General features: G+C 72.2%; 10 protein-coding genes. 6 read left to right on the forward strand and 4 right to left on the reverse strand.

What is annotated here, in order from left to right; all coding sequences use genetic code 11:
* Window positions 1–27: 27 nt before the first annotated feature.
* A complete protein-coding gene (gene fxsA / locus ACFYZL_RS16430; protein ID WP_384730849.1) occupies window positions 28–192 on the reverse strand; it encodes an FxSxx-COOH cyclophane-containing RiPP peptide in 165 nt (54 codons plus the stop codon).
* A 280-nt stretch (window positions 193–472) separates the two neighbouring features.
* Between fxsA and ACFYZL_RS16435 the strand changes: the two genes are divergently transcribed.
* Window positions 473–1,024, forward strand: coding sequence for an NADPH-dependent FMN reductase (locus ACFYZL_RS16435; protein WP_388679519.1), 552 nt, complete (start codon window positions 473–475; stop codon window positions 1,022–1,024).
* A gap of 15 nt (window positions 1,025–1,039) precedes the next feature.
* Here the strand turns inward: ACFYZL_RS16435 and ACFYZL_RS16440 are convergent, their stop codons facing one another.
* Window positions 1,040–1,942: an alpha/beta fold hydrolase gene (locus ACFYZL_RS16440; RefSeq protein ID WP_384748402.1), complete on the reverse strand. Its 903-nt coding sequence runs from the start codon at window positions 1,940–1,942 to the stop codon at window positions 1,040–1,042.
* Between the two features lie 319 nt (window positions 1,943–2,261).
* Between ACFYZL_RS16440 and adhE the strand changes: the two genes are divergently transcribed.
* Window positions 2,262–4,880, forward strand: coding sequence for a bifunctional acetaldehyde-CoA/alcohol dehydrogenase (adhE, locus tag ACFYZL_RS16445; RefSeq protein WP_388679523.1), 2,619 nt, complete (start codon window positions 2,262–2,264; stop codon window positions 4,878–4,880).
* A 47-nt stretch (window positions 4,881–4,927) separates the two neighbouring features.
* Here the strand turns inward: adhE and ACFYZL_RS16450 are convergent, their stop codons facing one another.
* A complete protein-coding gene (locus ACFYZL_RS16450) occupies window positions 4,928–5,530 on the reverse strand; it encodes a TetR/AcrR family transcriptional regulator (RefSeq protein ID WP_384748396.1) in 603 nt (200 codons plus the stop codon).
* Window positions 5,531–5,664: 134 nt separating this feature from the next.
* Between ACFYZL_RS16450 and ACFYZL_RS16455 the strand changes: the two genes are divergently transcribed.
* The 4 genes from ACFYZL_RS16455 (at window position 5,665) to ACFYZL_RS16470 (ending at window position 10,480) form a co-directional block, all read left to right on the forward strand.
* A complete protein-coding gene (locus ACFYZL_RS16455) occupies window positions 5,665–7,050 on the forward strand; it encodes a purine-cytosine permease family protein (protein ID WP_384748393.1) in 1,386 nt (461 codons plus the stop codon).
* Window positions 7,051–7,131: 81 nt separating this feature from the next.
* Window positions 7,132–8,805 carry an amidohydrolase gene (locus ACFYZL_RS16460; protein ID WP_388679527.1) on the forward strand — a complete coding sequence of 558 codons (1,674 nt, stop codon included), beginning with the start codon at window positions 7,132–7,134 and terminating at the stop codon, window positions 8,803–8,805.
* Between the two features lie 302 nt (window positions 8,806–9,107).
* Window positions 9,108–9,182, forward strand: coding sequence for a putative leader peptide (locus tag ACFYZL_RS16465; protein WP_384748421.1), 75 nt, complete (start codon window positions 9,108–9,110; stop codon window positions 9,180–9,182).
* 41 nt (window positions 9,183–9,223) lie between these two features.
* The gene (locus ACFYZL_RS16470) at window positions 9,224–10,480 is read left to right on the forward strand and encodes a vanadium-dependent haloperoxidase (RefSeq protein WP_384748387.1); all 1,257 of its coding nucleotides are present in this window, start codon (window positions 9,224–9,226) and stop codon (window positions 10,478–10,480) included.
* Here the strand turns inward: ACFYZL_RS16470 and ACFYZL_RS16475 are convergent.
* On the reverse strand, window positions 10,477–11,586 hold the full coding sequence (locus ACFYZL_RS16475) for a DUF3533 domain-containing protein (protein ID WP_384748384.1): 1,110 nt from the start codon (window positions 11,584–11,586) through the stop codon (window positions 10,477–10,479). The two genes, ACFYZL_RS16470 and ACFYZL_RS16475, sit on opposite strands and share 4 nt — an antisense overlap.
* Window positions 11,587–11,600 lie beyond the last annotated feature (14 nt).

Here is an 11,600-nt window from a genome sequence, read left to right on the forward strand (position 1 = left end):
CACCAGTCTAGAGCGCTTACTCCGCCGTCAGAGGGCGGAGTTGAAGATGGGGGCCTGGACGGCGCGGCCGGATTCCGTCTTCAGCACCCGACCGAGTGCGGCGGCCGCGGAAGCACTGCGGACGTCGATCCGGTCGAGGGGGACCCGGTCGGCCTTGACCGTGCAGGTCGGGGGGGTTGCGGAAGTGTTCACGACACCGTCCTCGGGGAAGCCATGTTGAATGGTCATGTGAATGACAGCAGCCACGTGCTGATGTCAAGGGGGACTTTACTCGGCCACACTCCATTGAGCGACCGAGACATGACGCCGGATCACCCGTTCTATAGAAAGCGTGCAGCATTACCCGAGGTCGGCCAATCGCCCGTTTGCCGCACGTCAAGATCCTTTTCTCTTTCCGGCGGTCCGGGGACGGTCGGGAGTCGTGCACGGAACGGGTCTGACCTGCGCGGAGTCCGGTCGGTAGGTTGGCCGGATGACCACCACACCGCTGATCCTGCTGTTGTCCGGAAGTCTGCGCGCCGGTTCCTCCAACGAGGCGGTGCTGCGCACCGCGCACGCCGTGGCCGCCGAGGGCCCCGCACGGGTGCGGACGATCTTCTACGAGGGGCTGGCGGCCCTGCCGCACTTCAACCCGGACGACGACGTCGACCCCCTGCCGGAGCCGGTCGCGACGCTGCGGGCCGCCATCGACCGGGCGGACGCGATCCTGATCTGCGCCCCCGAGTACGCGGGCACCCTGCCGGGTTCGTTCAAGAACCTGCTGGACTGGACGGTCGGCGGCACCGAGATCGGAGACAAGCCCGTGGCCTGGGTGAACGCCGCCGCCCCGGGCCGCGGCGAGGGCGCGGAGGCCACGCTGCGCACGGTCCTCGGCTACACGGGCGCGCAGGTCGTGGAGGAGGCCTGCGTACGGATCCCCGCGAGCGGGCAGCCGTCCGGCCCGGACGGGACCCTCGCCGATTCCGCGGTACGGGAACGGCTCGGCGAGGTGCTCGGACTGCTGGCGGACGCCCGGTCGGTCTAGGGGCCGCCTTTCGGATCAGGCGGGCTGCTGTTCGCTGAGTGGGGGTGTGGGCAGGTCGCGCAGGAGCCAGGTGAGGACGTCGGGCAGCGCGCGCAGGGCCGCGAAGTGTGCGGCCGCCGGGTCGAAGGTGGTCGTGGCGCCCGGGATCCGGCGGGCCAGCCAGCGGGCGTGGCCGACGGGGGAGAACACGTCGAGCTCCCCGTGCCAGATCAGCACCGGGCAGCGGATGTCGGCGGGGTCGAAGCCCCAGGGGCTGCTGAAGGCGAGCATGTCGTCGATCCAGCCCCAGGCCGAAGTCCGCACCCCCTCGCGGTAGTTGCGCAGCAGCATCGACCGCAGACCGGCGTCCGAGACGATCATGCGGTCGCTGGCGGTCAACTCGCGGCGCAGCTCGTCGAGGAGCCGTCCGGGGTCCCGGGCGATGCCGGCCGCGCGGGGGATGAGCCGGGCCGCCAGTTCCTCGGGGTCGCTGGAGGCGGTGGTGTACTCCTTCACGTTCGACGCGGCCATCCCGGCGAACCAGTCCAGGTCCTCCGCGTCCCGGGGGGCCATCGGCACCAGGGCCGCCGTGCGGGTCACCCGGTCCGGCAGCAGGGCGGCGCAGGCCAGGGCGCCGGGGCCGCCGCCGGAGCGGCCGGCCACCGCGAAGGTGTCGAAGCCGAGGGCGTCCGCGATGGCGGCCACGTCCTGGGCGACGTCGGCGACGGTACGGCCCGGGTGGCGGTCGGAACCGCCGTAGCCGGGCCGGTCGTAGGCGATGAGCTGCATGCGGCGCTGGTAGAGGACCATGCCCCGGGGGGCCGGCCCGAGTCTGCTGCCGGGCATGCCGTGGAGCAGGAACACCGGTTTGCCGTCCGGATCGCCCCAGCGCTCCACCGTGAGCGCCCGTCCGTCCGTGGCACGCACCTGATTGCGCACGCACTGCCTCCCTCGCGGCCGATTCGACTGGTCACCGTGATTGTGCTCGCCGGCGGAGGAGCGCGGTAGGGCGCACTTCGCGCGAAATTCTTGTGAATGTTTTCACAAATGCGCAGGGGCCTTTAGTCCTCCCGCATATGCCCAGGTCAAGATGGTGGCCGAGGGGGCGTGAACGGGCGTGAACGGACCTTCGGTCCACCGGGAAAGGCCTTTTTCGGCGCCGCTGATTCCGCTTTCGGGTGTCGAATTGAGGCATCAGGAAAACAGGTCCGCGCAGGCCTTGTGGCCGGGGCGGGTTCGAAATGAGGGAGTTCCTGCCATGCAGGCCAACGAGATGGTGGACGGACTGGTCGAGAGGGCGCTGGGCGCGCTCGGCAGGTTCGAGTCGTTCAGCCAGGAGCAGGTCGACCACATCGTCAAGAAGGCTTCCCTGGCGGCACTGGGCGCACACGGCGAACTCGCCCGCCTCGCCGTCGAGGAGACCGGCCGCGGCCTCTTCGAGGACAAGGCGGTCAAGAACCTCTTCGCCTGCGAGCACGTCGTCAACTCGATGCGGGGCCTGAAGACCGCGGGCGTCATCCGCCGCGACGAACCGAACGGCATCACCGAGATCGCCGAACCCGTCGGCGTCGTCTGCGCGATGACCCCCGTCACCAACCCGACCTCGACGACGGTCTTCAAGGCGCTGATCGCGCTGAAGACCCGCAACCCGATCGTCTTCGCCTTCCACCCGTCGGCGCAGCACTGCTCCGCCGAGGCAGCCCGCATCGTCCGCGACGCGGCCGTCGCCGCCGGCGCCCCGGAGCACTGCGTGCAGTGGGTGACCGCCCCCTCGATGGAGGCGACCGCCGCGCTGATGAACCACCCGGGCGTCTCCACCATCCTCGCGACCGGCGGGAACGCGATGGTCAAGGCCGCCTACTCCTGCGGGAAGCCCGCCCTCGGCGTCGGCGCCGGCAACGTCCCGGCGTACGTCCACAAGAGCGCCCGGCTCGGCCGTGCGATCCACGACATCGTGCTCTCCAAGGCCTTCGACAACGGCATGATCTGCGCCTCCGAGCAGGCCGTCATCCTGGACCGGGAGATCTACGAGCAGGGCCTGGCCGAGTTCCGGCGGCTCGGCGCGCACGTGGTGTCCGCGGCCGAGAAGACCAAGCTGGAGCAGTACGTCTTCGGCACGACGGCCCACGCCGCCGACGTCTCCGGCGCGAAGCTGAACCCGGCGGTCGTCGGCAGGTCCCCGCGGTGGATCGCCGAACAGGCTGGCTTCACCGTCCCCGAAGGCACCTCCATCCTCCTCGTCGAGTGCGACGAGGTCGGCGAGGGCGAGCCGCTGACCCGCGAGAAGCTCTCCCCGGTACTGGCCGCCCTGAAGGCGTCCGACACCGAGCACGGACTCGAACTCGCCGCCGCGATGGTCGAGTTCCACGGACTGGGCCACAGCGCCGCCGTCCACGCCGAGGACGAGGAACTCGTCGAGGAGTTCGGCCGGCGGGTCAAGGCGGTCCGCGTCATCGCCAACTCGCCCTCCACCTTCGGCGGCATCGGCGACGTCTACAACGCCTTCCTGCCCTCGCTCACGCTCGGCTGCGGCTCCTACGGCCACAACTCGGTGTCCGACAACGTCACCGCGGTGAACCTGATCAACGTCAAGCGGATCGGACGGCGCAACACCAACATGCAGTGGTTCAAGGTCCCGCCGAAGATCTACTTCGAGCGCAACTCCCTGCGCTACCTCGGGGAGATGGAGGGCATCGGCCGGGTCTCCGTCGTCACCGACAAGACCATGGTCGCCCTCGGCTTCGTACAGAAGGTGACCGACATCCTCCAGGCCCGCGAGGGTTCCGTCGCCGTCCAGGTCATCGACGGCGTCGAACCCGACCCGGAGCTGTCGACCGTGCGGGCGGGCGCCGCGATGATGCGCGACTTCGGGCCCGACACGATCATCGGCCTCGGCGGCGGCTCCCCGATGGACGCCGCGAAGATCATGTGGCTGATGTACGAGCACCCCGAGGTGGAGTTCGCGGACACCAAGGAGAAGTTCTTCGACGTCCGCAAGCGCGCCTACACCTTCCCCTCGCTCGGCGGGAAGGCCCGGATGGTCGCCATCCCGACCACCTCGGGCACCGGCTCCGAGGTCACCCCGTTCGCCGTCATCTCCGACCCGGCCGCGGCCCGGAAGTACCCCCTCGCGGACTACGCGCTGACCCCGGACGTCGCCATCGTCGACCCGGTCCTGCCGATGGGGCTGCCGCCCGCCGTGACCGCCGACTCCGGCTTCGACGCCCTGACGCACGCGACCGAGGCGTACGTGTCCGCGTACTCCAACGACTACACGGACGGCCTCTGCCTCCAGGCGATCAAGCTGATCTTCGAGAACCTCCGGCGGTGCGTCGTCGACGGGCCGAACGACCCCGAGGCCCGCGAGAAGATGCACAACGCCGGGACGGTCGCCGGCATGGCCTTCGCCAACGCCTTCCTGGGCCTCGTGCACGCCATGGCGCACACCCTCGGCAACACCTTCCACGTCGCCCACGGCCGCACCAACGCGATCCTGCTGCCGCACGTGATCCGCCACAACGGCACGGTCACGCACAAGGCCACCCCGTGGCCGAAGGCCGAGGTCTACCGGGCCCCGGAGCGCTTCCAGGAGATCGCGAGGATGCTGGGCCTGCCGGCCGCCACCCCGGCCGAGGGCGTCGAGTCGTACGCCAGGGCCGTCGAGGAGCTCCGCACCGCGTGCGGGATCCCCGCCTCCTTTGCCGAGGCGGGCGTCGACGAGCGGGCCTTCATCGAGGCCCTGCCGGTCCAGGCCGTGAACGCCTACGCCGACCAGTGCGCCCCCGCCAACCCGCGGATGCCGATGATCGACGACATGGAGCGTCTGATGCGCCAGGCGTACTACGGCAACGCCGAGGGGGCGCCCGCCGACTGCTGAGCACACCGAACGGCCCGCCCGGGCGACAGGCCCGAGCGGGCCGTTCGCTATGCGGCGGGGATCAGGAGCGCCGCCGCCGAGCGGGCCTGCGCCAGGGCCCTCGCGCGGTCGGCGCCGCGCTGGCCGAGGACGACCCGGGTGCTCAGGCCGTCCAGCAGCGCCAGGAGTTCCGAGGCCCGGGCCGGGATGTCCATGGGGGCGAAGCGGCCCTGGTCCACGCCCTTGGCCAGCAGCGCCTCCAGGTCCCGCTGCCAGCTGTCGTCGATCTCCTCCTGGGCCGCCTTCAGCGGTTCGTTGGAGGCGGTACGGGCCCACAGCTCGATCCACAGGGTCCAGCGCGGGTCGCGCGGCCCCTCGGGGAGGTAGAGCTCCAGGTACTGGTCGAGCTTGCGGGAGGCCGTCACCCGGCGGCCGAGGAGGGCCCGGCGCTCATCGGTGAGCAGTTCCTCGCTCCAGCGCAGCGCCTCCAGCAGGAGCCGGTCCTTGCTGCCGAAGTAGTACAGGATGTGCCCGCCGCTGGTGCCCAGCCGCTCGGCCAGCTTGGACATGGTCAGAGCGGCGAGCCCGTCCTCGGCGATCGCCGCCATGGCCTCTTCGAGCATGCGTTCCTGGGCGATCTGCCCGTCGCGCCGCCGTGCCGCTCCTGCCACCGGTCCCGCCCTCCGTCCGCCTTGGCCAGACCTTATCCCGAACAGGGTCTTGACGGCCGCGTGGTCCACCCCTCATCTTGAATGCCATTCAACAACTTAGAACGCCGTTCAAGATCAGTCAGGGGTGTAAGCGGATGAGCGACGAGGTCTTCAAGGTCGAAACGCACGGCATCGACCCGATCCCGGACGAGGAACGGCACGGCAGTGCCATGGACCTCTTCTGGCTCTGGTTCGGCTCCAACCTGACCTTCACCTACGTGATCAACGGTGCCCTGGCCGTGGCCTTCGGGCTCTCCTTCTGGCAGGCCACCGCCGTGGTCGTGGTCAGCGGACTGTCGTTCTTCGCCGTCAGCGCCGCCGGGCTCAGCGGGATCCGCACCGGCACCGCCACCCTGGTCATCTCCCGCGCCGCCTTCGGCGTCCGCGGCAACTTCCCCGCCGGAGTGCTCAACTGGGTGGTGAGCATCGGCTACACCATCGTCAACACCGTCGTGGGCACCCTGGCACTGGAGCTGATCCTCGCCCAGACCGGCCTGGCGGAAGGGAAGCCGGCTCGCGCCCTCGCCCTCCTGATCACCCTCGCGCTGACCTTCACCGTCGCCATGTGGGGCCACGCCACCGTGCAGTTCGCCGAGCGCTGGGCGGCGTACGCGCTGGCCGCCGGATTCGGCGCGCTCCTCGTGCTCGTCCTGCCCGGCGCCGACACCTCCGCCCCGTCCGCGGCGCCCGGGCTGTCCGGCTGGAGCCTGGCCTTCGTGGTCATGCTCGCCGGGCCGTTCTCGTACCTGCCGATGCCCGCCGACTACACCCGCTACCTGCCCCGCACCACCTCGCTGAAGTCCATCACCTGGACCGGCGCCCTCGGCGGCTTCGTCTCCTCCGTGGCCCTCGGCGTCGCGGGCGTGGCCGCCGCCACCCGGACCGACATGACCGACGCGGTCGCCGGGGCCCAGGGGCTGCTCCCGGGCTGGTTCCAGCCGCTGTTCCTGACCCTCGTGCTCGGTGGATCCGTCACCAACTCGATCATCACGCTCTACTCGTCCAGCCTGAACCTCCAGGTCCTCGGCATCCCGTGGAGCCGCGCCCGCGCCCTCGGCATCAGCGCCGCCGTCACCGCCGTCGGCTCGCTCGCCGCGCTGTTCCTCACCGACTTCACCACCTCCCTGCTCTCCTTCCTCTCCCTCCTGATCATCGTGTTCGCCCCCTGGGGCGGGGTCTTCCTGGCCGACATGCTGCTGCGCCGCTGCCACTACGACGCCGACGCGCTGCACAGCGGGAGCGCGGGCGCCTACTGGTACCGCGCCGGCTACCACCCGGCCGGGATGGCCGCACTCCTGGCGGGCATGGTGTTCGCCGCCCTGACCTGCGACTCCGCGCTGTGGACCGGGCCGCTCGTGGCCCCGCTCGGCGGCGCCGACCTCACCCTGCTCGGCTCGGTCGTCTCCGCGCTCGCGTACTGGGCCCTGGCCCGCCGCGCGGTGCAGGCGACGCGCGTTCCCGAGGCCGTTCCCGCAGCCTGACGCCAGGCCGCCGCCCGCCACCCCCTCCGCACCCGCATCCCCTCCGCACCCGCACCCGCACCCGCAATGGAGCACACCCCGATGTCCCACCCCCTCCCCGCCGACCTCCTGCTCACCGGAGCCCGGATCCACACCGTGGACCAGGACCTCCCCGAGGCCGAAGCCCTCGCCGTCCGCGACGGGGTGATCGTCTGGATCGGCCCGGACGCCGAGGCCGCCGCCTGGGCCGGCCCGGACACCGAGCGGATCGACGCAGCCGGGAAGCTGGTCCTCCCCGGCTTCGTCGACGCGCACAACCACGTCCGGCTCGGCTCCGACGACGCCTGCGTACAGCTCGCCGGAATGCGCACGCTGGAAGGCATCCACGAGCGGATCCTCGCCTGGCGGGAGACCAACCCGGACGCCGAATGGATCGAGGCCGAGGCGTTCGACTACTCCGCGATCCCGGACGGCCGGATGCCGACCGCCGCCGACCTGGACCCGGTCACCGGGGACACCCCCGCGCTCGTGCTCTCGTACGACGTCCACACGGCCTGGCTGAACACGGCGGCGATGCGGCGCCTCGGCGTCACCCGCGACCGTACGGACCTGCCCTTCGGAACGGCGGCGGTGGACCCGGAGACCGGCGAACCCACCGGATTCGTCAAGGACTTCGCCGTCAAGGGCCTCTCGCGCGACGGCCACCGCGCGCTGCGCGACCTGGGCGTGCCGTGGGCCTCGCCGGACCGGCAGTACGGGCGGCTCGCCAAGAGCCTCGACGACGCGATCGGCTTCGGCATCACCACGGTGGTGGAGCCGCAGAACTCCCTCGACGACCTGGAACTGTACGAACGGGCCCGCGCGGAGGGCCGGCTGCGCTCGCGGATCGTCGCCGCGCTGTTCCACCCGAGGGGGACGGACGACGCCGACCTGGCCGACTTCGAGGACGCCGCCCGCCGCTTCTGCGACGACCGGCTGCGGGTCGGGCCGCTCAAGCTGTACATCGACGACGTGGTGGAGCCGCGCACGGCGGCGCTGCTGGAACCGTACGCGGGCTGCGGCAAGCACCGGGGCGAGACCTTCTACCCGGCCGAGGAGTTCGCGGAGCTCCTGGCGAAGCTGGACGCGCGGGGCTTCCAGTGCTTCGTGCACGCGACGGGCGACCGCGGCATCCGGACCGTCCTGGACGCCGTGGAACACGCCCGCGCGGTCAACGGCCCGCGCGACGCCCGCCACCAGGTGGTGCACGTGGAGTGCCTCGACCCCGACGACGTACCGCGCTTCGCCGAGCTGGACGTGGTGGCCTGCATGCAGCCGAGGCACTGCGCACCGGAGATCGCGGGGCCGGGGCAGGACTGGGCCGAGAACGTGGGCGAGGAGCGGTGGCACAAGGCGTGGCCGATGCGGAGCCTGCACGAGGCGGGGGCGGTGCTGGCGTTCTCCAGTGACTGGAACGTCGCCGAGATGGACCCGATGGTCGGCATCTACACGGCCGTGACGCGCCGGTCCCTCGACGGGGGCGGCGAGGCGTGGCAGCCGGGCGAGACGGTGGACGTGGAGACGGCCGTGCACGGCTACACGATGGGCTCGGCCTACGCCAACTTCCTGGAGGACGAGCGGGGTTCCCTGACGGTGGGCAAGGCGGCGGACTTCGTGATCCTGTCCCGCGACATCCTCACCGTCCCGGCGGACCGGATCCCGGGCACGGTCGCCGAAACGGTGGTGGTGGCGGGCGAGGTGGTCCACCGGTCCCCTGCCGGGGGCCCGGCCGCGTAGGGGGCCACCCCCGGCGGGGCACGAGGGGAAGCCGACCCAACCGGGGCGGGCCCCCCTGCCGGGGTGGGGTGTCGTCCGGGACTCATGATTCATGGCGCCGGACGGGGTCCCCACCCCGTCCCCTCCCTGGAACGTGGCGGCAAAAGCCGGCTCCCCGGCGTTTGAGGCGCGGGGTCTGGGGCGGAGCCCCAGGGCTTTGAGGTGCGCCCGCGTGTTACGGGCGGACGACAGGTCCGTGTCCGAACGGCCGGGACAGGCAACGGCCGTTGCGGGGTGGCCGGACAGCCGGCTAGCTTCGGCGCATGGCACGCACTCCCGGTCTGACGAAGCGGCGCTCGATCGACCTGATGAGGGTCGCCGGCGCGATCTGTCGGTGATCTCCCACCCGGTCCCGCCCCTTCTTCCGCCAGGAGTGTTCGTGAAGCCCTCTCGCTCTGCCCTGCTCACCTTCGGGTCCGCCTTGGTGCTGTCCGCCACGGTCGCCCTGCCCTCCGCCCAAGCCGCCGTCCCCGCCCCTGCCGACAGCGGAGGCGCGGTGGTGCGCGAGTGGTACGACACCACCGCGCAGACCGTCGCCGCCGCGGGCGCGCCCACCCAGGTCACCAACAGCCGCACCTGGGCGATCAGCTGGCTCGCCGCCGCCCGCGCCACCCGGGAGGCCCCCGGCGGGCGCGGCCGGGCCGCGTTCCAGGACGCGGCCGTCGCCTCCGCCGTGCACGACGCGCTCGTCGCCCTCGCCCCCACCCGGAAGGCGGAGCTCGACGCCGCGCTCGCCGGCAGCCTCGCCAAGATCCCCGACGGACCCGCCGAGCGGCGCGGGGTCGCCGCCGGGGCCCGGCAGGCGAGCCTCGCGCTCGCCGACCGGCAGGGCGACGGCCTCGACCCCGCGTCGGTGAACGCGCCCTTCGCCGTGCCGGCCGCCGCGCCCGGCGTGTGGCAGCCGACGCCCGACGGCTACGCCCCCGCCGCGCAGTACGGAAACCGCGTCGCCAAGCCCTTCCTGCTCGACTCCCCGTCGCAGTACCGGGTCGGCCCGCCGCCCGCGCTCGACTCGCAGCGGTACCGGACGGACCTGGCGGAGGTGCGCGCGTACGGGAAGTCCGACAGCACCGTGCGCACTCCGCAGCAGACGGAGACGGCCACCTTCTGGTACGGCTCCTCGCTGACCCTCTACACCGAGCCGCTGCGGGTGGCCCTGACCCGCTCGCACGGATCGGTCGCCGAACAGGCCGGGCTCGTCGCGCTGTTCCACGCCGCCCTGGTGGACACGCAGATCGCGACCTCCGACAGCAAGTACGCGTACACCCGCTGGCGCCCGGTCACGGCGATCCGTACCGGCTCCATCGACACCGACCCGGCCTGGAGCCCGCTGCACGCCACCCCGGCCCACCCGGACTACCCGAGCGGCCACGGCACGTACGCCGGTGCCGCCGAGGCGGTGCTGGACGCGCTGGCCGGGCCCCGCACCGAGCCGTTCTCCCTCACCAGCCCGACCGCGCCCGGCGTCCGGCGGACCTACACCAGTTGGGAGCAGCTGACGCGCGAGAACGTCGACGCGCGCGTCTTCTCGGGAATCCACAGCCGCTCCGCCGACGAGGCGGGCGTCACCCTCGGCCAGGCCGTCGGCCGCCACGCCCTGCGCGGGGCCGGTCGGCTGCTGAGGCCGCTCCGCTAGGTCGTCTCGCCGGTGGAGCGGGGGACGGAGGGGGCGTCGTCGGGGAGGCCACTGCCCACCGCCGCCCCCGGCCGGCCCTTGCGGGAGACCGCGCAGGCCAGGGTGACCGCCGAGCCGAGCACCGCCCAGCCGGCCAGCACCAGCATCGGGCCGCCCGCGCCGTTGCCCTTGAAGTACGTGATGGAGCGCGCGGCGTACGTACCTGCGCCCGGCGGCAGGGCCGGGCCGATGGCGCTCCAGAACGGCGGAAGCAGCGGGTACGGGTAGGCGCCGCCCGCGCTCGGGTTGCCGAGCACCACGACCAGCAGGATCGCGAGGCCGATGCCGACCACGCCGGCCAGCCCCTGGAAGGCCAGGGTGATCGCGCCGACCGCGAAGACGACCAGGGTGCCCAGCCCCCACAGGGCCATGATGTTGCCGGGCAGGGCGTCCAGGACGGGACCCGCGACGAGCGTGCCGAGCAGGCCCGCGGCGATCGAGTACAGGAGCAGCGCGCCGAGCCGGATGATGGCGCGGGCGGCGTTCGCGGGCCGGGCGCCGGCGCTGATCGCGAGGATCGCGGCGCACAGGTAGCCGCCCACGCACCAGCCGATGACCAGGTAGAAGGAGCTCAGGCCGCGGGCGTCGCCGCGGTCGGCCGGGGCCACGTCGGTGACCTTGACCGTGCGGCCCTGTGCCTTCTCGGCGAGGCCCACGACCGTTTCCAGTGCCTGGGAGAGCGAGGCGCCGGCCCCGGAGGCGACCAGCAGTTCGTCGGTGGTGCCGGCCGGGTTGACGATCAGCGCTCCGTCCACGTCCCGGTTCTGGACCTGCTCGACGGCCACGGCCCTGTTCTCCACCGCACGGGCGTCGAGCGGCGTGCCGGGCAGGCCGTCGAGCTGCTTCACGGTCCGCTCGGTGAGCGGTGGGGCGGGGGCTGCCACGGCGATCGGGATCTCGCTGGGCTTCGGCTGGTGAAAGGCCCCGATGTACGAGGTGATGAAGGCGAGCTGGAGGGCCAGCACCCCCACGACCAGCAGGGCTGCCCGGATGGTCACGGCGTCCTTGATCTCGGCGAGGAAGCCGCCGGACGGGCCTGCGTCGGTGCTTTCGGTGCGCTGGGTCATGCCCCCACGCTCGA

The organism is Streptomyces sp. NPDC001717 (genome assembly GCF_042892775.1).
Taxonomy (GTDB): domain Bacteria; phylum Actinomycetota; class Actinomycetes; order Streptomycetales; family Streptomycetaceae; genus Streptomyces.

Excerpts from the sequence above, each read along its gene's own strand:
- ACFYZL_RS16475 (WP_384748384.1), bottom strand. The coding sequence starts at position 11,586 with ATGACCCAGCGCACCGAAAGCACCGACGCAGGCCCGTCCGGCGGCTTC.
- ACFYZL_RS16460 (WP_388679527.1), top strand. The coding sequence starts at position 7,132 with ATGTCCCACCCCCTCCCCGCCGACCTCCTGCTCACCGGAGCCCGGATC.
- adhE (WP_388679523.1), top strand. The coding sequence starts at position 2,262 with ATGCAGGCCAACGAGATGGTGGACGGACTGGTCGAGAGGGCGCTGGGC.
- ACFYZL_RS16435 (WP_388679519.1), top strand. The coding sequence starts at position 473 with ATGACCACCACACCGCTGATCCTGCTGTTGTCCGGAAGTCTGCGCGCC.
- ACFYZL_RS16455 (WP_384748393.1), top strand. The coding sequence starts at position 5,665 with ATGAGCGACGAGGTCTTCAAGGTCGAAACGCACGGCATCGACCCGATC.